Source organism: Streptomyces sp. KL109B (assembly GCF_030766935.1).
Lineage (GTDB): Bacteria > Actinomycetota > Actinomycetes > Streptomycetales > Streptomycetaceae > Streptomyces.
Map to the genome: position 1 here is coordinate 1 of NZ_JASERL010000017.1, position 19,068 is coordinate 19,068.

At 72.5% G+C, this 19,068-nt stretch carries 15 protein-coding genes; 3 read left to right on the plus strand and 12 right to left on the minus strand.

The annotated features are described in order from the left end of the window. Positions 1–391: 391 nt before the first annotated feature. The 6 genes from RBJ65_RS38480 to xylB all read right to left on the minus strand — a co-directional run bounded on the left by RBJ65_RS38480 (position 392) and on the right by xylB (position 8,226). On the minus strand, positions 392–1,915 hold the full coding sequence (locus RBJ65_RS38480; protein WP_306323226.1) for an aldehyde dehydrogenase family protein: 1,524 nt from the start codon (positions 1,913–1,915) through the stop codon (positions 392–394). An 86-nt stretch (positions 1,916–2,001) separates the two neighbouring features. After that, the gene (locus RBJ65_RS38485) at positions 2,002–3,252 is read right to left on the minus strand and encodes a GAF domain-containing protein (RefSeq protein ID WP_306323230.1); all 1,251 of its coding nucleotides are present in this window, start codon (positions 3,250–3,252) and stop codon (positions 2,002–2,004) included. A gap of 179 nt (positions 3,253–3,431) precedes the next feature. After that, entirely contained in the window at positions 3,432–4,043 is a 612-nt protein-coding gene (locus RBJ65_RS38490) for an N-acetylmuramoyl-L-alanine amidase (RefSeq protein WP_306323225.1), read from the minus strand. Between the two features lie 121 nt (positions 4,044–4,164). Further along, complete coding sequence (locus RBJ65_RS38495; RefSeq protein WP_306323224.1) at positions 4,165–5,187, minus strand: acetamidase/formamidase family protein; 1,023 nt, start codon at positions 5,185–5,187, stop codon at positions 4,165–4,167. Between the two features lie 309 nt (positions 5,188–5,496). Then, entirely contained in the window at positions 5,497–6,690 is a 1,194-nt protein-coding gene (locus tag RBJ65_RS38500) for an ROK family transcriptional regulator (RefSeq protein WP_306323223.1), read from the minus strand. A 78-nt stretch (positions 6,691–6,768) separates the two neighbouring features. After that, positions 6,769–8,226: a xylulokinase gene (gene xylB / locus RBJ65_RS38505; RefSeq protein WP_306323222.1), complete on the minus strand. Its 1,458-nt coding sequence runs from the start codon at positions 8,224–8,226 to the stop codon at positions 6,769–6,771. Positions 8,227–8,412: 186 nt separating this feature from the next. Here xylB and xylA point away from each other — a divergent pair, with 186 nt between their 5' ends. Beyond that, on the plus strand, positions 8,413–9,579 hold the full coding sequence (gene xylA / locus RBJ65_RS38510; RefSeq protein WP_306323221.1) for a xylose isomerase: 1,167 nt from the start codon (positions 8,413–8,415) through the stop codon (positions 9,577–9,579). A gap of 75 nt (positions 9,580–9,654) precedes the next feature. Beyond that, complete coding sequence (locus tag RBJ65_RS38515; protein WP_306332201.1) at positions 9,655–10,038, plus strand: hypothetical protein; 384 nt, start codon at positions 9,655–9,657, stop codon at positions 10,036–10,038. 83 nt (positions 10,039–10,121) lie between these two features. Here RBJ65_RS38515 and RBJ65_RS38520 read toward each other — a convergent pair whose 3' ends face one another. The 5 genes from RBJ65_RS38520 to RBJ65_RS38540 all read right to left on the minus strand — a co-directional run bounded on the left by RBJ65_RS38520 (position 10,122) and on the right by RBJ65_RS38540 (position 15,808). Beyond that, positions 10,122–11,474: an esterase-like activity of phytase family protein gene (locus tag RBJ65_RS38520; protein WP_306323219.1), complete on the minus strand. Its 1,353-nt coding sequence runs from the start codon at positions 11,472–11,474 to the stop codon at positions 10,122–10,124. A 125-nt stretch (positions 11,475–11,599) separates the two neighbouring features. Continuing rightward, positions 11,600–12,169, minus strand: a complete 570-nt coding sequence (locus tag RBJ65_RS38525) for a DUF1097 domain-containing protein (RefSeq protein ID WP_306323218.1) — start codon at positions 12,167–12,169, stop codon at positions 11,600–11,602. A gap of 1 nt (position 12,170) precedes the next feature. Further along, positions 12,171–13,463: an amidohydrolase family protein gene (locus RBJ65_RS38530; protein WP_306323217.1), complete on the minus strand. Its 1,293-nt coding sequence runs from the start codon at positions 13,461–13,463 to the stop codon at positions 12,171–12,173. Positions 13,464–13,550: 87 nt separating this feature from the next. After that, complete coding sequence (locus RBJ65_RS38535) at positions 13,551–14,684, minus strand: acetamidase/formamidase family protein (protein WP_306323216.1); 1,134 nt, start codon at positions 14,682–14,684, stop codon at positions 13,551–13,553. Between the two features lie 68 nt (positions 14,685–14,752). After that, on the minus strand, positions 14,753–15,808 hold the full coding sequence (locus RBJ65_RS38540; protein WP_306323215.1) for a carbamate kinase: 1,056 nt from the start codon (positions 15,806–15,808) through the stop codon (positions 14,753–14,755). A gap of 213 nt (positions 15,809–16,021) precedes the next feature. On the opposite strand from RBJ65_RS38540, the gene RBJ65_RS38545 reads away from it, so the two are divergent. Next, positions 16,022–17,590 (plus strand): PucR family transcriptional regulator, encoded by a 1,569-nt coding sequence (locus RBJ65_RS38545; RefSeq protein ID WP_306323214.1) that lies wholly within the window; start codon positions 16,022–16,024, stop codon positions 17,588–17,590. Here RBJ65_RS38545 and RBJ65_RS38550 read toward each other — a convergent pair. After that, on the minus strand, positions 17,571–18,977 hold the full coding sequence (locus RBJ65_RS38550) for a cytosine permease (RefSeq protein ID WP_306323213.1): 1,407 nt from the start codon (positions 18,975–18,977) through the stop codon (positions 17,571–17,573). The genes RBJ65_RS38545 and RBJ65_RS38550 overlap by 20 nt on opposite strands. Between the last annotated feature and the right edge of the window lie 91 nt (positions 18,978–19,068).

Consider the following 19,068-nt stretch of genomic DNA (forward strand, 5'->3'; position numbering starts at 1 on the left):
TCGGGGCAGCCCTTAGGCGCAGGCACTGACAGCCCGTCGGGGAATCGATCCACACCGTTCTTGGGTGAGTTGACGTATCAGGCCAGGAGCACGGCCGCCGACACGATGGTCAAGGGGCCCTCTGAGGAAAGCGATTGGGTGCGATGCGTGTGCCCACGTCTGCGGAGCGCGCTGCAGAGCCTGAGCGGTCCGGCTACGTCGTGCCACCGCACGTGTCAGAGGGTTGTCACCTGCCTCACCCCCGGGCGGGACTCTGGTCCGTGACTGGTCCGGGGGCAGTCCTCGTGCAGGACGGCCATCGACTTGAGGCAGCCTGTTGCTTACCCAGAGTGACTCTGACGTCGGGCTACCTGGAGGGCAACGGCGCCTCCAGGCAGCCCGACTTGAGGCTCTAGAAGAACCCAAGTTTCTTCGGGCTGTATGAACAAAGAACGTTCTTCGTCTGCTGGTAGTGGTCCAGCATCATCTTGTGGTTCTCGCGGCCGATGCCGGACTGCTTGTAGCCGCCGAACGCCGCGTGGGCCGGGTAGGCGTGGTAGCAGTTGGTCCAGACGCGGCCCGCCTGGATGGAACGGCCCGCCCGGTACGCCGTGTTGATGTCGCGGGTCCACACCCCGGCGCCGAGGCCGTAGAGGGTGTCGTTGGCGATTTTGATGGCGTCGTCGTAGTCGGCGAAGGAGGCCACGGAGACGACCGGGCCGAAGATCTCCTCCTGGAAGATCCGCATGCGGTTCTGGCCCTCGAAGATGGTCGGCTGGACGTAGTAGCCGCCCGCCAACTCGCCGTCGTACTCGATGCGCCCGCCACCCGTGAGGACCTTCGCGCCCTCCTGCTGGCCGATGTCCAGGTACGAGAGGATCTTCTGGAGCTGGTCGTTGGAGGCCTGGGCGCCGATCATCGTGTCGGTGTCGAGGGGGTGGCCGGGCTTGATGGCCTCGGTGCGGGCGATCGCCGCGTCGAGGAACTCGCTGTAGTGACCCTGCTGGATGAGCGCGCGGGAGGGGCAGGTGCACACCTCGCCCTGGTTGAGGGCGAACATCGTGAAGCCTTCGAGGGCCTTGTCGCGGAAGTCGTCGTCCTTGGCCCAGACGTCGTCGAAGAAGATGTTGGGGGACTTGCCGCCGAGTTCGAGGGTGACCGGCTTGATGTTCTCCGAGGCGTACTGCATGATCAGGCGGCCCGTCGTGGTCTCGCCGGTGAAGGCGACCTTCGCCACGCGGGACGAGGAGGCGAGGGGCTTGCCGGCCTCGACGCCGAAGCCGTTGACGACGTTCACCACGCCTGGCGGCAGGAGGTCCTTGATGAGGTCGAGCCAGACGTGGATCGACGCCGGGGTCTGCTCGGCCGGCTTGATGACCGCCGCGTTGCCGGCCGCGAGGGCCGGGGCGAGCTTCCATGTCGCCATCAGGATGGGGAAGTTCCACGGGATGATCTGCGCGACGACGCCGAGCGGCTCGTGGAAGTGGTACGCGACCGTGTCGTCGTCGATCTCGGAGAGGCTGCCCTCCTGCGCGCGGACCGCGCCCGCGAAGTAGCGGAAGTGGTCGATGGCGAGGGGGATGTCGGCGGCGAGGGTCTCGCGGACCGGCTTGCCGTTCTCCCAGCTCTCCGCGACCGCGAGGAGTTCGAGGTTCTGCTCCATGCGGTCGGCGATCTTCAGGAGGACGTCCGCGCGGGCGCCGGGCGCCGTGCGGCCCCAGGCGGGGGCGGCGGCGTGCGCGGCGTCGAGGGCGCGCTCGACGTCCTCGGCCGTGCCGCGGGCGATCTCGGTGAACGGCTGCCCGTTCACGGGGCTCGGGTTCTCGAAGTACTGGCCGCGGGCGGGCGGTACGTACTCGCCGCCGATGAAGTGGTCGTAGCGGGCCTGGTAGGAGACGACGGAGCCCTGCGTGCCGGGCGCTGCGTAGCGGGTCATGGTGGCTGGCCTCCTGTGCGGCTGCCCGCCGTTGGGCAGCGTTCGAAGGGGAGGCTAGGAGTCCGGACGTTGCAGTCACGTTGCAGTCACGAGCGGAGTTCCGCGTCGAGTGCGGCGGCTCGGGCCAGGAACGGTGGCGTCGGGCGGAGGGCCGCGAGGGCGCGCCACACCTCCAGGTCGTCCTCGCCCCACGGCGCGTGCGCCCAGTCGGCCAGAAGGTCGGGGTCGCCGCGGGCGATCAGGGCCGCCCGGAGTTCGTCCGTGAGGCGGCGGCGGATGCGGGCCACCGCAGGCGCCTGCGAGCCGGGCAGGAGGGGGCCGGTGTACGCGGAGGCCGCCGCCGTGACCGCCCCGGACGCGAGGCGGCGCTCCACCGTGGTGAGGTCCGAGTCGACCGGGGCGGACAGGCGGTAGGGCCGGGAGCGCAGCACGTCCGGGCCCACCACGCGGCGCAGCCGGGCCAGTTCGGCGCGCAGGGTCACCGGGGTCACCGACTCGTCCTCGTACAGGAAGCAGAGGAGCTCGTCGCCGGTCAGGCCCTCCGGGTGGCGGGAGAGGAGGACGAGGAGCTCGCTGTGGCGGCGGCTCAGGCGGAGTTTGTGGCCGGTGGGGGTGAGGAGCAGCGCCTCGTCGCGGCCGAGCGCGGTGAGGCGCAGGGTCGGTTCGGTCGTGGGTGGTGGTGCCTGGAGGGCGAGTTGGGACTCCGCCGCGCGGGCCACCGCCTGTACGAACGCCAGGCTGTGCGGGTGCGCGAGGCGGTCGCCGCCGGTGATGTCGATGGCGCCGAGCAGGCGGCCGGTGTGCGGGTCGTGCACGGGAGCTGCCGCGCACGTCCACGGCTGGACCCGGCGGATGAAGTGCTCGGCCGCGAACACCTGCACCGGACGGTCCACCGCCACGGCGGTACCCGGCGCGTTCGTGCCCATCGCCGACTCCGACCAGCGGGCGCCCGGCACGAAGTTCATCCGGCCCGCCGCCTGCCGCGTACCGGTGTGGCCCTCGACCCACAGCAGCCTGCCGTGCGCGTCGCACACCGCCAGCAGGTGCTCGCCGTCCGCCGCGAACGTGCCCATCAGCTCGCGGAAGAGCGGCATGACGCGGGACAGCGGGTGCTCGGCGCGGTAGGCGTCGAGGTCGCCCTCCGGCATCTCCACCGAGGCCGCGTCGTCCGGGCTGACGTGCGCGCCCGCCGAGCGGCGCCAGGACGCGGCGACGACCGGGCGCACCGGACGGACCACGGTGCCCGCCGTGGTGAACCGGTCGTGCGCGCGGCGCAGCGCCCGGACGCGCTCGGACGGATCGGTGCCCGGCTCCAGGGCGACCCACTGTTCGGTCAACTCGGCCTCCAGGGCGGATCCGTCGCGACGGTGCGGTGGCGCGACCATCGTCGCTCCGGGGAAGCGGGCCGACAAGGAGCGGAACACGGATCGGGCGATTCGGCACATGCCGCACACGCGTGTGGAGACGTGTGCCGTCGCCCACCGGGTAGGCCGGACCCGGGGGAGTGCCGCCCGGGTCAGGTGCCCTGGACAAGGCGCATGTACCGCTCCCAGTCCCAGTAGGGACCCGGATCCGTGTGGTCCGTGCCGGGCACCTCCACGTGCCCGAGGATGTGGTCGCGGGTCTTCGGGATGCCGTAGCGCGTGCAGATCGACGCGGTCAGCGCCGCGGACTCCCGGTACATCGCGTCGGTGAAGTACTGCGGTTTGTCGACCCACCCCTCGTGCTCGATGCCGATGCTGCGCGTGTTGTAGTTCCAGTTCCCCGCGTGCCAGGCGACGTCCTTCTCGCGCACCATCTGGGCGATGTGTCCGTCGGAGGAGCGGACGACGTAGTGCGCGGAGACCTGCTTGGCCGGGTTCTTGAAGATGTCGAGCGTCGTCGCGTAGTTCTCCTGCGTGACGTGGACGATCACGAAGTCGATCGGGTACGACAACGGGCGCCCGGACACCGTGTAGTTGGACTTGCTCGCGGGCACGGACTCGGCCTTCGGGTAGTCCACCGCGAGCGATCGGGCCTCGGCCCGGCCCGTGGCCAGGAGGGTGGTGGGCACCGCGGCGAGTGCCCCGAGCTGGAGCATGCGGCGCCGGCTCGGGAAGGGGGAGCTTGCGTTTGTTGCTCGGTCCATGTCAATCCTGCCTCTCGGGTCACCGGTGGGGCGGTCGGAGCGGGGGGTGCAGGGTGCGGCGGGCGGTGTGCAGTGTGCGGTGCGGTGCGGTGAGTGGGTGAGTGGGTGAGTGGGGGTGGGCTCAGAGTTCCGGGCGGGGCAGTGTCGTCGCGCTCTCGCGCAGCCGGGCGTGCAGCCCGCGGTGCGTCTCGCGGGCGGGCAGCCACTCCTTGCGGAGCTTGGCGACGCACGTGTAGTTGGTGTCGCAGACGTTCGCCAGCGGCGATTCCACGGTCTGCGTCACGAACTGGTAGGCGTCCAACTCGCTGAACCCGTAGTCCCGTACGAGCCACTGCACCAGGTCGAGCTGCGATATTCGGAAGGCGTCCTCGAGGGGGCGCGCCGAACCGGTCGAGACGAGGTGCGTGTCCGACTCGATGCGCGGCCACGGCGTCGTCACGCCCTTGAGCAGTTCCACGATGACGACGGTCCGCATGGCGCACTCCACGGCCACGCCGCAGGTCTCGCCCTCGCCCTGCCGGGCGTGCCCGTCGCCGAGGCTGAGCAGCGCCCCCGGCACGTTCACCCCGAGGTAGCAGGTGACGCCCGCCCGCATCTCCGGCGTGTCCATGTTCCCGCCGTGTGCGTCCGGGACGAGGGCCGATCGCACCTCCAGGTTCGCGGGCGCGACGCCCACCGTGCCGTGCATCGGGTCCATGGGGAGTTCGACGGTGAACTCGCTGTCCCTGGCCGCGAATCGGGCGGTGCGGCGCGACCGGTCGAGCTGCCAGATCCAGACGGTCTCGGGGAGCGGCGGCTGCAGCGTCGCCGTCGTGTGCGTCGAGGTCAGCGCGCCGAACAGCGGCACAGTCGTGGACGCCGCCCAGTCTCGCGCGGGCTCCACCGACACGAAGTGCACCGCGACGGTGTCGCCCGGCTCGGCGCCCTCGATGTGGAACGGGCCCGTCTGCGGGTTGAGGAACGGAAATTCGCAGACCTCCGATACGAGGTCCTTCTCCGAGCGCACCCGGCCCGCGAAACAGTCCTCCGTGCAGAGGTCGAGCGCCGTGCCCGGCGCGATGCGCGCGACCGGTGGCGCGCCGCCGAACGTCCAGGCGTACTCGCCCGGTTCGGGGCGGACGGTCAGCATCCGGAGATCGCTCATGGGGACTGCGCTCCGCTCTGTGGGGAGTGGGTGAGGGCCGTGGCGCCACGCACCAGCGGTATGCCCGCGACTGGACCCGCGTAGACCCAGTCGTTGATGTCTCCCGACACGGCAATCCCCCTCCCCGTGCGCGCGCCGTCCCCGCCGGACGGACAGGAGCAACGGCGCCTCGCGTGAATCACGTTACGGGGCCCGCAGGTTGGGGCGGAAGGGGGCGCGGAAGATCTGTGGACAACCGGCGCGTTGTGAACAACCGCACGTCAGAGGTCCGAACCAGTGGCACTGGGGCACCCCGTCCCGATGCCGGAGCTACGCCGCGGTGACCGCCCCCATCGGATCGTCCAGCACCGCCCGTACCACCGAATGCGCCGCCCCCAGCAACGGCCCGTCCGAACCGAGCCCGGAGACGAGGACGCCGTCCTCCGGTGATGCCGTACGACGGGTCAACTCACGTTCCAGGGACGGAAGGAGCCACGGCGCGAGGCGGGACAGCGCGCCCCCGAGGACCACCGCACGCGGGTCCACGAGGTTCACCGCCCCGGTCAGCGCGATGCCGAGCGCCGTGCCCGCCGAACGCAGCGCCCGCCGCGTCGCGGTGTCACCGTCGGCGGCCCGCTCGGCGAGCAGCGTCACCCGGTCGGGGCCCGGCTCGATGCCCGCGGCGTGCAGCACCGCCTCCTCACCCGCGTACTGCTCCAGACAGCCCCGCCCGCCGCACGGGCACGCGGGCCCCTCGGGGCGCACCGGCACATGGCCGAGTTCGCCCGCGAACCCGCGTGTGCCGCGCAGCAGTTGACCGTCGACGACGAGCGCCGCACCGATGCCGATCTCCGCCGAGACGTGGAGGAAGTCGGCGGGGGACTCCTCGCCGAGCCACAGTTCGGCGAGGGCGCCGAAGTTGGCCTCGTTCTCGACGGTGACCGGCACGTCGCCCTGGAGCAGGGCCGCGACATCCGTGTCGTGCCAGTCGAGGTTGGGGGCCCGCACGACGGTCGTGGTGCCGCGTGCCACCAGGCCGGGCACGGCGATCGCCAGTCCGGCGGGGTGCAATCCGGCCGACCGCGCCTGCGCGCCCACCTCCCGTACGAGTTCCGCGAGTTCGTCCAGTACGGGCTTGGGCGCACGCCCCCGGTTGCTCACCCGGCGCCGTGCGCGCGCCCGCACCTCGCCGCGCAGATCCACCGCGCACACCGCGAGATGGTCGACGCCCACCTCGGCGCCCAGCCCCGCGGGACCGCGGCCGCTGACGGCGAGCGCGGAGCCGGGCCGGCCGACGCCGCCGGGACGCTGCGGCCCCAACTCCTCCAGGAGCCCCGCCCGGATCAACTCGTCGACGAGGGTCGAGACGGCCGCCCTGGTGAGGCCGATGTGCTGCGCCACCGCGGCCCGCGACAGCGGTCCCTCGGCGGCCACCGCGTGCATGACGCGGGACAGGTTGCGGCGGCGCATGGCCTGCTGGGTGTCGGACGTGCCCGGTCGCGGCCGGTGCAGTGGTGCGGTCATACGGACATGCTCCCAGGGGCGGTGGGGTGCGGTGGGGTGGAGTGGCGTGGACGCGGGTTCGGCCCGCGAGGGGGCCGCTCAGCCCTCGCCGACTCCCTCCGCGTCGCCGAGCAGCACCCCGGCACCCGCCAACACCCCGGAGATCCGCTCCATCGTCGCCTCGTCCCTGCGCTCCACCGGATCGAGCAGCGGCCCCCGCGCGGTGTCCCAGCGCCGCGCCACCGCCCCCGGGTCCTCGCCGGTGAGCAGGGCCGCGGCCTGCGCCGCCGCGCCCAGCGCCACCAACTCGCGGGCCTCGGGCACCTGCACCGCCCGCCCCGACAGCCGCCGCACCGTCTCCTGCCAGGCCGTCCCGCGCGCCCCGCCGCCGATGAGGAGCAGGGGAGCCGTCGGGTCGGCGTCCGCGTCGAGGACCCGGTCGAGGGCGGCGAGCAGCGCGTGCACCGCGCCGTCGTACGCCGACTGAAGGAGCTGGCCGCCCGTCGTGTCGTGCCGCAGACCCGTCAACAGGCCGGAGGCGTCCGGCAGGTTGGGGGTCCGCTCGCCGTCCAGGTACGGCAGGATCGTCGCCGTGCCGCCCGGCTCGACCGCCTCCCGGTCGAGGCCGAGGAGCGCCGCGATCCGGTCCACCGCGAGCGTGCAGTTCAACGTGCAGGCCAGCGGCAGCCAGTCGCCGCGCGCGTCCGCGAAACCCGCGACCGTACCGGAGGGGTCGGTCGGGCGGTTCCGGGACACCGCGTACACCGTGCCCGAAGTGCCCAGGCTCAGCACGGGAGTTCCGGGGAGCAGGCCGAGGCCGAGCGCCGCGGCGGCGTTGTCGCCCGTGCCCGCCGCCACCAGCGTGCCCTTGGCGAAGGGCAGTTCTCCGCCCGAAGTGTGCACCGTGCCCGCGACCTCACCCGGTCCGACCACTCTCGGCAGCAGCGCCGGGTCGAGGCCCACACGCCCCAGCACGTCCTCGTCGTACGCCTCGGTCGCCGACGCCCACCACCCCGTACCGGACGCGTCGCCCCGGTCCGTCGTGCCGTCACCCGTCAGCCGTCCGGTCAGGTAGTCGTGCGGCAGCCGCACCGCGGCCGTCGCGCGCACCGCGTCCGGCTCGTGCTCGGCCAGCCACGCCCACTTCGACACCGTGAAAGAGGCGGCCGGCACGCTGCCGAACCGCTCCGCCCACGCCTTCGCGCCGCCCAGCTCGGTCACGAGCCTGGCGGCCTGCGGCGCCGAGCGCACGTCGTTCCACAGCAGCGCTGGACGCACCGGGCGCCCCCGTGCGTCCAGCGTCACCAGTCCGTGCTGCTGCCCGCCGACCGACACCGCCGAGGCGCGCCGGGCCGCGTCGCCGCACTGGGCGAGCGCCTCGCGCAGCGCCCGGTACCACTCCTCGGGGTCACTCTCGCGGCCCGCGCCAGAGGTGACGGTGTGCGGAGCCTGGCCGCTCGCCACCGTCGCGCCCGTGGCGACATCGACGACCAGGACCTTCGTGGACTGCGTGGAACTGTCGACTCCTACGACGAGGGGGCCATCGGCAGCTGACATGCGGCTCTCCTGAAATCTCGGCAAGTCTCTGTCTGTACATGTCGGTCTGTACATCTCGGTCTGTGCATCTCGGTCTGTACATCTCGGGAAATCTGGGTCTGTGACGCGGTCGGCTCTTCCCAGCGGCGTTCCCGCATACTAATTTGTAAAGCGCCATGACGAAATAGTCGGCGAGGGAGCCGCAAGATGACGTACCAGCCCACCCCTGACGACAAGTTCAGCTTCGGCCTGTGGACGGTCGGCTGGCAGGGCCGCGACCCGTTCGGCGACGCCACCCGGGCGGCGCTCGACCCGGTGGAGTCCGTGCAGCGCCTGTCCGAGCTCGGCGCCTACGGAGTGACCTTCCACGACGACGACCTGATCCCGTTCGGCGCCTCCGAGGCCGAGCGCGAGTCCCACATCAAGCGCTTCCGGCAGGCCCTCGACGCCACCGGCATGGTCGTCCCGATGGCCACCACGAACCTCTTCACGCACCCGGTCTTCAAGGACGGCGGCTTCACCGCCAACGACCGCGACGTACGCCGCTACGCGCTGCGCAAGGTCATCCGGAACATCGACCTCGCCGCCGAGCTCGGCGCCAAGACGTACGTCGCGTGGGGCGGCCGCGAGGGCGCCGAGTCCGGCGGAGCCAAGGACGTGCGCGACGCGCTGGACCGCATGAAGGAGGCCTTCGACCTCCTCGGCGAGTACGTCGTCGAGCAGGGCTACGACCTCAAGTTCGCCATCGAGCCCAAGCCGAACGAGCCGCGCGGCGACATCCTCCTGCCGACCGTCGGCCACGCCCTCGCGTTCATCGAGCGCCTGGAGCGGCCCGAGATGTACGGCGTGAACCCCGAGGTCGGACACGAGCAGATGGCGGGCCTCAACTTCCCGCACGGCATCGCCCAGGCTCTGTGGGCGGGCAAGCTGTTCCACATCGACCTCAACGGCCAGTCCGGCATCAAGTACGACCAGGACCTGCGCTTCGGCGCCGGCGACCTGCGCGCCGCGTTCTGGCTCGTCGACCTCCTGGAGCAGGCCGGTTACGAGGGCCCGCGGCACTTCGACTTCAAGCCGCCGCGGACCGAGGACTTCGACGGCGTGTGGGCCTCGGCCGCGGGCTGCATGCGCAACTACCTGATCCTCAAGGACCGGGCCGCCGCCTTCCGCGACGACCCGGAGGTCCAGGAGGCGCTGGCCGCCTCCCGGCTCGACCAGCTCGCGCAGCCGACCGCCGCCGACGGCCTCTCCTCGCTGCTCGCCGACAAGAGCGCATTCGAGGAGTTCGACGTCGAGGCCGCCGCCGAGCGCGGCATGGCGTTCGAGCGCCTCGACCAGCTGGCGATGGACCACCTGCTGGGTGTGCGCGGCTGACACCACACGGGAACCGGGCCCCTCAACTCCGTTGAGGGGCTCGCGTGTTGGCCGTCGGGAGGCAATCCTGGAGGGGTGTCCCTTCCACCGGTGCCACCGTCACCGCCACCGCCGCCGAACGATGCCCCACCGCCCGGCGGCGGCTTCGGCGCGCCGCCGCCCGACGGGCCGCGCCGTCCGGAACGGCAGCGTAGATTCCTGCTGATCGCCGTCGTCCTGGCGGCGCTGATCATCACGTCTGCCGTGGCCCTCGTGGTGACGCGCGATCTCGACTCCAAGGAAGAGAAGAAGTCGCCCGACAAGAGCAGCCAACGGGCCACGCCCTCGCCCTCGTTGAGCATCCCGAGCGAGCTGCCGTCCTCGCTGCGCAGCAAGCTGCCGAGCGAACTCCCCAGCAAGCTGCCGAGCGGACTGCCATCGGAGTTGCCGAGCGAATTGCCTACGGGGCTGTTCGGCTAGGACCTGATCCGAGCGGCAGGCTCTGGACGTGCCGCGCCGGGCCCCACCTGTAGGCGCCGCGCCACCTGTAGGCGCTGGGTCACCTACAGGGCGCCCTTCGGCAGCTTCACGCGCGTCACCTTCGTCTCGACGCCGCTGTCCACGAGCCGGCCGTCCGCGTCGAAGGCCTCGGCGCCGTCGGTCATCCCGAAGTCGTTGTCGTTGATGAGGGCGAGTTCGTCGCGGCCCGCGAGCGCGATGCCCTCGATCTTGTCCGGTACGCCGTCCACCTTGTCCAGGTCCACCACGAGGCGCTTGCCGAGGACCGGGACGCCGCTCGCCGCCGGGTCGGGCAACTGCTCCAGGGACGGGGACATGGCGTCGTCGTCCCAGCGCCCGCCCAGGATGTCGGCGCCGCGCGTCAGGCGCACCTCCTGAAGGCGGGCCGCCTTGTCGGTGCGCTCCTCCACGAGCAGCCGGTCGCCGCCGACCGCGACGATGGACGAGATCTTCAGCTCGGAGGGGTCGTCCTCGCCCGGGTCGACCACGTCCACCGGGTCGAAGCGGTACGCGTACTCGGCCGTGACCGCCTGGCTCTTCGGCGAGAACCGCAGCAGGCGCGTCGTCCGCGAGGCCTCGCCCGCGTCCTCGTCCGGCAGCGACAGCGGACTCTGCACCGCGAGCACCAGGTCACCGCCCGGCAGTTGGGCCAGTCCCTCGAAGCCCCGATTGACCTTGCGGTGCAGCAGCACGGACGGCAGCGACTCGACGACCGGGTAGTCGGCGCCCTTCAGGTTCAGGCCCTTCGGCACGTGCCGGGCGAGGACCTGGCCGTCCGCGGACACGTGCACGAGCGAGGGGCCGTACTCGTCGACGAGCCAGAAGCCGCCGTCCGCCGCCCGCACGATGCCCTCGGTGTCGAGGCCGTTCGGGTCGTACGAGAGCGGGGACTCGGCATCGTAGGAGTACGGCTTCTCGTCGCGGCCCTCCTGGTTCGACAGGCCGGTGACGGGCTTGCCGGACCGTGTGGTGAGCGGGATCGCGTCCAGGACCTGAACCTTCTCGCCCGCCACGCGGATCTTCACGATCGCCGGGTCGAAACCGGGCACCGGGAACGTGCGCCGCTTCGTCCCGTCGACCTTGATCTGGCCGTTCGGGCCGCGGTCGGTCACCGTCCAGAACTCGCCGTCGCGGCCCGCCGGGAAGAGGTCCGAGCCGATGCCGCCGAGGTCCACGCCCCGGTCGTTGCCGACCGAGTCCGGCAGCAGTGCGTTGGAGAACTCGCCCAGGGGTATGTCGCCGAGCGTCGCGCTGCCGGTGACCTCGGCCGCGCCGGACCCGGTGGGCGCGCCCGTCGCCGCCGGGGCCGCACCGAGCGCCACGAGCGCGGCGATCGGCACGCCGGCGGCGACGGCGAGTCCGACGGTGCGGCGCTTGCCGGGAACGAGCGGGGACATGGAGACCTCCTGCGGCGCGGGAACGGTGTGCGGCTGTAACGGTGTTGTGCGGCTGAACCGATGTACCGCGCACACGCTCTGCCCCCGCCCCGAACACGGAGTGACGCCAGGGTGAACAGGGCGGCTCAGGAAGGCGACTTGATCTCGACCGGGAACGCCAGCTTCACCGAGAGCCAGGCGTACACCGGCCCGAGCGCGTTCATGGCGACCACGCACAGCCAGGCCGCCCAGGGATTGCCCGCGTCGTAGCCGAACCCTCCGAAGAACGTCGCGAAGTAGCTCGCGAAACCGAAGAACATGCCGGGAATGAGCGAGAAGAACCGGACCCGGCCCGTGTACATCAGTGCGCTGTTCAGGACGAGGATACAGACGGCCCCGAAGGCATTGCGGGCCAACTGGCTCTCGCCGAACGCCGTCCCCGCGTTCGTCTCCAGGAGCACGATGAGCAGCGCGTACGTCGACCCCACCGGCATCGCGCACCACAGGCGGCGCGCGTTGGCGAGGCTCGGGCCGCCCAGCAGGAACGTACCCGCCCATGAGATGAAGATCGCCCACGGTGGCAGGTGCAGGGCCGTTCCGCCCACGAAAGCGGTCGTCGCGGCGAGCACCGACGCCACGATCTCGTGCGGAATCCGGTCCCGTACGACGGGTGTCACCTGGGTCGCCGGGGTCGTCCCGGTCGTCGCCTCGGCCATGTCACGCCACCTCGCCCGCGATGAGGGAACCGTCGAGTTCGGCGGAGAACGCCGAACGGGCCACCACCCGCCCCGACTTGACGACCGCCGTGCGCGCGGGCCGGTCCAGGAGCAGCGTGGCGTGGTCCCGGGTGTCCAGGACCACGAGGTCCGCCACCGCGCCCTCGCGCACCCCGTAGTCCGCGTCCGGGACGCCGATCACGCGCGCGGCGTCGTACGTCACCATGCGCAGCACGCGACGCAGGTCGGAGGGGCCCGAGAGGTGTGCGACGCGGGCGAGCAGCAGCGCGGTCTCCAGGACGTCGCCGGTGCCGTACGGGGTGAACGCGTTGCGGATGTTGTTCGTGGCGCAGGCGGTCAGGACGTCCGCGTCCCAGAGTTCGCGCACCGGGGCGAGGCCGCGGCGCGGCGCCGTGTCGTCGCCCCGGCCGCCCAGGAACAGGTCCGTCGCGGGCAGCGGCACGACCGCCACCCCGGCGGCCGCGAGCGCGGCGAGGGCGGCGCGCCGCTCGGTGGGCGGGCGGCCGCCGAGCGAGGTGGCGTGGCCGAGGGTGACACGTCCCTGGAGGCCGCGTTCGGCGGTGCGGGAGGCGATGAACTCGGCGAGCGCGAAGCGGGGGTCGGCGGCGTCGTCGCCGAAGTCCGCGTGCAGATCGGCCGGGACGCCGTACTCCGCCGCGAGGTCGAGGACCAGCTCCACGTGCCGGTGGCAGTCGGCGAGCGAGGCCTCGTTATACGTACAACCTCCGACGGCGTCGGCGCCCGCGTCGAGCGCCTCGCGCAGCAGCTTCTCCGTGCCGGGCGCCTTGAAGATCCCTTCCTGGGGGAACGCGACGACCTGGAGGGTCACCAACGCCGCCCACTTCTCGCGCAGTTCGAGCAGGACCTTGAGCCCGGTGAGCCCCGCCACCGGGTCGACGTCCGGGTGGGCGCGGACCGCCGTCGTCCCGTTGAGCACGCACATCCGGAGCACCTGCTCGGCACGCGCGCGTACTTCGTCATACGTAAAACCCGCCTTGAGCTGGGCGGTGATACGGATGGCGTCGGCGAGCGAGCCGGTGCCCTCCGGGCCTTCCTGGGGCAGGCCGTCGAGCAACGCCTTGTCAGGGTGCAGGTGGGCCTCGATGAGACCGGGTATGACGACGCGGCCCGCGCAGTCGACGACCTCGGCGCCGATGCCCTCCGGTGGTGCGAGGCCGGGGCCGATGGCCTCGATGCGGCCGCCCCGGACGCGGATGTCGGTCGGGTCGGGGGAGTCCTCCACACGCGCATGGCGCAGCAGCAGAGCGGTCACGGTGGTTCTCCTTCGGTTGGGGGAGCGTGCCGACGGGTGCGGGTGCGGGTGCGGGTGCGGGTGTGGCTTGTGGGTCCGGAATCTTGGTCACGTTCCGGCGGGGAAGTCCGCCTTGCGGATCAGGCAGTGGACGCCCTTGATCTGGTCGACGACCTGCGAGACCTCGAAGTCGGCAGCCGCGCTCAGATACGCGTACGCCGTGGCCCGGTCCATGCCGGTACGTGCCGTCAGGAAGCCGAGCGCGGAGCGCACGCACTGGCGCATCGCCTCGTCGAGGTCGGCGTCGAGGCCGAGCGCGATCCAGTGCGTGCGGGTCTCGGCGAACGGCTCCCCGAGCAGCCCGGTCACCCGGCGCGCCGCCGCACCCCGCACGACGGACAGCTGGAACGTGGCACGCAGCGGTGCCTCAAGGGCGGTCAGTGCCACCTCGCCGTTGCCCTGGGCGAAGTGCGGATCGCCCGCGTAGAAGCCGGCGCCGTCCGTGCGCACCGGCAGATACAGGGTCGATCCGCACGTCAGGTGTTTGATGTCGAGGTTGCCGCCGTAGCGGCCCGGCGGCACCGAGCCGAGGGTGTCCGGGCCGTCGGCCGTCACGCCCATGATCCCGACGAACGGGTCGAGCGGGAATCGCGCGCTCAGCGTCGGCGTACAGCGCAGCACCCCGAACTCGGCGCCGTCGCCGTCGCGTTCCACGGTGCAGAACGTGGAGACGGTGCCCTCCTGGGCGCGCCGCGTGTCAGGGCCGGTGAACTCGGCGGCCGGGTCCGGGAGTTCGTCGGGGAGGGAGCCGCGCGTGTGGCGGTTGGAGACGATGCCGTAGTGCGTACGCCGGTACAGGCTCAGCGTGCGCACCGCCAACAGGTCGCCGGGCCTGGCGCCGCGCACCGCGACGGGGCCGGTGACGACGTGTGGGCCGAGCATGCCCTCCGGGCCGCGCGCGAGGTCCGATGCCGCGATCTCCTGGGCGTCGCGCGGCACTTGCTCGGCCGGAACCCCGTACGAGCCGAAGAACGCGACCGGGTCCCGGCCCTGGTCCGGCAGGATGCCCTCGTGGGAGACGAGGTCCAGGGTGACCGTGTCTCCGTCGGCGACCTTCAGCACGGGGGCGCTGTCCGCGCGGGGGAGTTCACCCCAGCGCACGGTGTCGGGCGTGGTGGTGAGGTGGTGGCGGCCGTCCGGAGGCAGGCTGTCGGGGGTGGGGTCGGCGGTGGTCAGCGTCATGGGTGGTCCTCCGGCCGTCGTGGGGGAGTGGGCTGCTGAGAGCGTGAAGTGATCTTGCTTCCGGCGTGTTAAGGCTCCGAACCCGTCGTGTTTCGGGTCCCGCCGCCCACCCGGGGATCCGGCACGACACGTGTCCCGGTCGCGCCGCGCAGCGCGTCGCTCAGGGCGCCCGGCGACGTGATCAGGACCCGGTGCCCGCCGGCTGCCAGGAAGTCCAGGGCGGCCCGCACCTTCGGGCCCATGCTGCCCTCGGGGAACTGCCCCGCCGCCAGGTGCTCGCGGGCCTGCGTCGCGTCCATGCGGTCGAGGTCGCGGTGGCGCGGCGTGCCCCAGTCGAGGGCGACCCGCTCCACCCCGGTCGTCACGATCAGTTCGTCCGCGCCGAGCGCCGAGGCGAGCAGCGCGGACGTCGCGTCCTTGTCGACGACCGCCTCTACACCGCGCAGCGCCCCGTCGGCTCCGCGTGTGACGGGAATGCCGCCGCCCCCGCCCGCCACCACGACGTGCTCGGCGTCCAACAGGGCGGCGACGGCGCCCAGTTCGACGATCGCGCGCGGCTCCGGCGAGGGGACGAGGCGACGCCAGCCGCGCCCCGCGTCGTCGGCGACCGTCCACCCGTGCCGGGCGGCGAGCCGCTCCGCCTCCGCGCGCTCGTAGTGGGCGCCGATCGGCTTGGTGGGCCGGGCGAACGCCGGGTCGTCCGGGTCGACGACGGTGTGCGTGAGCAGCGCCACCGGCCGGGACCCCGGCGGCAGGGCGTCCGACAGTCCGCGTACGAGGATGTAGCCGAGGCTGCCCTGCGAGTCGGCGACACACATGTCGAGGTCGAGCAGCGGGAGTTCGGGGGCCAGTTCGGCCGCGAGGTCGGCGCGCCGCTTGATGAAGCCGACCTGCGGGCCGTTGCCGTGCGTGACGACCACGCGGTGTCCCGCGCGGACGAGTTCGGCGACCGGCCGCGCCAACTGCCGGGCGGCGGTGAACTGTTCGGCGATGGTGGCGCGCGGGCCGCCGTTCAGCAGGGCGTTGCCGCCGATGGCGAGGACCGTGACGGGGGCGGGGGGAGGCGTCACGGTCGCCGGTCGCGCGGCGGAAGCGGCAGGTGGAGGCGCGGTTCCAGGAGGCATGCCAGGACGATAGGAACGCCGGACGCGGCGGTCATGGGCAGTCGGTGCCAGCGTGTGTGCGGGGGAGTTGACGCTCGCTGACAGTGCCTCGGACGGGCGTCGGTGGTGCCGGTCCTGTGCCCCGTCGTGGTCCGGTGGGTGCGCCCAAGAATCGTATACAACCTTGCGTCACGAGCGTTTACAGCCCCCGGAAGGGCGCCCATAGTGAGCTGCGTGACCCCTGTTCCGCGCACCGTGACGGCGCCCCGTCCCGCAGGGGCCGCGGCCCTGACCGTGGCCCAGGCGCTGGAGCTGCCCGCGCTCGCGGGCGCCCGCCTGGCGGCAGGGGAGCGGGGCGCGCGCCGCCCGATCCGGGTCGCCAACATCATGGAAGTGCCGGACATCATCCGCTGGATGCGCGGCGGCGAGTTCCTGCTCACCACCGCCTACGCCGTCCGCGACGACGAGCGCGCGCTCACCGGACTCGTCCCCGAACTCGCCGACCGGGGCCTCGCCGCCCTCGGTGTGAAGGTGGGCCCCTATCTGCCGCGCCTGCCGGGTCCGATGCTGCGCAGCGCCGACGAACTGGGCTTCCCCATCGTCGAGTTGCCCGGCGACGTCATGCTCAACGACATCCTCTCCGAGGTCATCGGCACCGTACTCAACCGGCAGGCCCTCAGCCTGGAGCGCTCGCAGGCGCTGCGCGACCGGCTGTCGCAGGCCGTCCTCGGCGGCGGCTCCTACCGCGAACTCGTCGCGCTGCTCGCCGGGGAGACCGGCTGCCCCGCCGCCATCCGAGGCCCGGACGGCGCGCTCCTCGCGGCGGCCGGCCACGTGCCCGAGCACGCGCCCGCGTCCGTGACCAGGCCGATCTCGGTCGGCCACCGCAGCGGCGGCGAGGTCGCCCTGTGGGCCGGGCCCGGCTGCGTACCCGACGAGGAGTGGGCCACCGCAGCGGACCACGTGGCGAGCCTCGCCGGGATGCTCGCCGTGCAGGAACGGGTCCTCGCCGAACGCGAACGCCGTTACCGCACCCTGCTGTTGACCGAACTCGTCTCGCATCCGCCGCGCGATCGCGCGGAGTCGGCGCGGCGGGCCGCGGCCCTCGGCTGGGACCTGGAGAGGCCCCGCGCCGCCGTGGTCGTCGAGGCCGCGGCGGGACCGGAGGGCGGCGGCGTACGCCTCACCGAGGAACGCCTGCTCGCCGCCGCCCGCACCGCACTCGGCGCGCACACCCCCGCCTGGGGTACCCCCGGAGGGCTGACGGCCCTCGTGGCGTCCGGCGGCGACGAACTGCGCGCCCGGTGCGAGGAGTTGCGGCGCGCCGTCGCCGCCGCCTGCCCGGGGCGGGTCGTCGCCGTCGCGGCGGGCACCGTCCGCGACGACTTCGCCGAACTGCACCTCAGCCACAGCGAAGCCCTCAGCGCGCTCGCCCTCGGCCGCGAACTCGAAGGCCCGGCACGGTCGTTCGTGCGGCTGCACGAGGAGAGCGGCGTCTACCGGCTGCTCGACCAGTTGCCCACCGGTGAGCTCCAGGCGCTCGTCGACGACGCCCTCGGTCCGCTCCTCACCTACGACGCCGGGCACGACGGCAGCCTCGTGCACAGCCTCACCGTGTATCTGCGGCGCGACCGCAACGGCGTCGAGGCCGCCGAGGAACTCCACGTGCACTACAACACGCTGCGCTACCGCCTCAAGCAGATCGAACGGCTCACCGGCGCACCCGACAAGGATCCGATGCGCCGGCTCCAGACCGAACTCGCGGTCCACGCGCACCGGTTGCTCAGCGCGCGCGCTCGCTGAGCGCCGCCGCGGGCCCGCCGACCGCTGTGGCGGCGGCCGGACCCCGGCGACGTAGCCGCCGCGCGGAGAACAGCAGATACAGCACCGCGCCCGTCAGCGGCAGCACGTGCCACAACTCGTCGCCCAGGACGAATCCGAGTACGAGATTGATGGCGAGGCCGACCGAGAACGCCGCCACCGCACGCCAGTTGACCGCCGCCACGGCGGCCTCCGACAGGTCGTAACTCCCGCGCCGTACAAGGAAGTAGTCGGCGAGCAGGATGCCCGGGATGAGGGGGATGGCGTAGCCGAGATAGCCGAGGTACGTGAGGAACGCGTCGAGGATTCCGGCGGAGAGACCGTAGTACGCGAGGCCGCAGGCGAGCAGGCCCGCGACGGCGTTCACCGCGATGCGCGGCACGTCGAAAGCGGACCGCCCGGCCAGCGACGCCGCGTACATGTTGTTCACCTCGTGCGGAAAACCCTGCACGAAGATGGCGACGGTGGCGAGCGCGCCCACCCCGACGACGGCGAACGCCGCGCCCATGTCGGACTCGCCGACCCCGAGGCCGAGCAGGATGCCGAGCAGGTTGAAGCCGAGGTTGCCGACGATGAACTCGGCGATCGTCGTCGTCCACACGACTGTGTCGCTGCGCGCGAAGCGGGTGATGTCCGGGGTGACGGTCGCGCCCGTCATCCACTTGTTGACGCCGAGCGCGAACAGGCCGAGCGCCGTCGCCTCCCCGGCCCGCACCGGGTCGCTGCCCACGACGGCGCCGAGCCCGCCCGCGTGCCGGACCGTCGCCACGACCGCGACCAGTACGGTCACCAGCATCAGCGGCACACTGACCCGGCCCACCCACGTAAGCCCCTTGCCGAAGCCGACGATCGACACCGCCGTGTACGCGGCGCTGAGCACGACGCAGTAGCCGAGGCCCAGCCACGGGTGGTCGCCGCCCGGCAGCACCCCGGCCGTGATGCCCGTGCTGTAGCCGACGAACCCGGCCGACAGCAGCGCGATCACGAACGACGGGATCCGGCTGCCACCCCGCCCGAACGCCGCCCGCAGCCCGAGCGCCGTCGTGATCCCCTCCCGGCGCCCGATCAGCCCGCACAGGATCGACACCGCGCTGACGACGACCGACGAGCCGAGCGCGATCAACAACGCCGTCCAGAACGGGAAGAAGAGCCCGAGCGACATCCCGTACAGCAGATCCGTCGCCGAGACCGTGAACCCCATCCGCACCAACATGATGGAGAGCGTCGGGCGCGAACTGCCGGGCGGCAGCCGCTCGTCGGCGAAGTCCTCGGTCGCGGCGGCGGCGCGGTGGGCGCGGGTCGGTGGGGTGTGGGCGGGTGCGGTGCGAGGCGGTGGGGTGTGAGGCGGTGGGGTGTGGGGGTCGGTCATGGGGGACACCTTTCGAATGCGTCTACGTCGACGGGGGTGGCCGGTGTGGTTGCGGGTGTCCCCGACCATGCTGGTGCGCGCCCGCGCCGCC

Excerpts from the sequence above, each read along its gene's own strand:
- RBJ65_RS38480 (WP_306323226.1), bottom strand. The coding sequence starts at position 1,915 with ATGACCCGCTACGCAGCGCCCGGCACGCAGGGCTCCGTCGTCTCCTAC.
- RBJ65_RS38490 (WP_306323225.1), bottom strand. The coding sequence starts at position 4,043 with ATGGACCGAGCAACAAACGCAAGCTCCCCCTTCCCGAGCCGGCGCCGC.
- RBJ65_RS38495 (WP_306323224.1), bottom strand. The coding sequence starts at position 5,187 with ATGAGCGATCTCCGGATGCTGACCGTCCGCCCCGAACCGGGCGAGTAC.
- RBJ65_RS38500 (WP_306323223.1), bottom strand. The coding sequence starts at position 6,690 with ATGACCGCACCACTGCACCGGCCGCGACCGGGCACGTCCGACACCCAG.
- xylB (WP_306323222.1), bottom strand. The coding sequence starts at position 8,226 with ATGTCAGCTGCCGATGGCCCCCTCGTCGTAGGAGTCGACAGTTCCACG.
- xylA (WP_306323221.1), top strand. The coding sequence starts at position 8,413 with ATGACGTACCAGCCCACCCCTGACGACAAGTTCAGCTTCGGCCTGTGG.
- RBJ65_RS38520 (WP_306323219.1), bottom strand. The coding sequence starts at position 11,474 with ATGTCCCCGCTCGTTCCCGGCAAGCGCCGCACCGTCGGACTCGCCGTC.
- RBJ65_RS38525 (WP_306323218.1), bottom strand. The coding sequence starts at position 12,169 with ATGGCCGAGGCGACGACCGGGACGACCCCGGCGACCCAGGTGACACCC.
- RBJ65_RS38535 (WP_306323216.1), bottom strand. The coding sequence starts at position 14,684 with ATGACGCTGACCACCGCCGACCCCACCCCCGACAGCCTGCCTCCGGAC.
- RBJ65_RS38540 (WP_306323215.1), bottom strand. The coding sequence starts at position 15,808 with ATGCCTCCTGGAACCGCGCCTCCACCTGCCGCTTCCGCCGCGCGACCG.
- RBJ65_RS38550 (WP_306323213.1), bottom strand. The coding sequence starts at position 18,977 with ATGACCGACCCCCACACCCCACCGCCTCACACCCCACCGCCTCGCACC.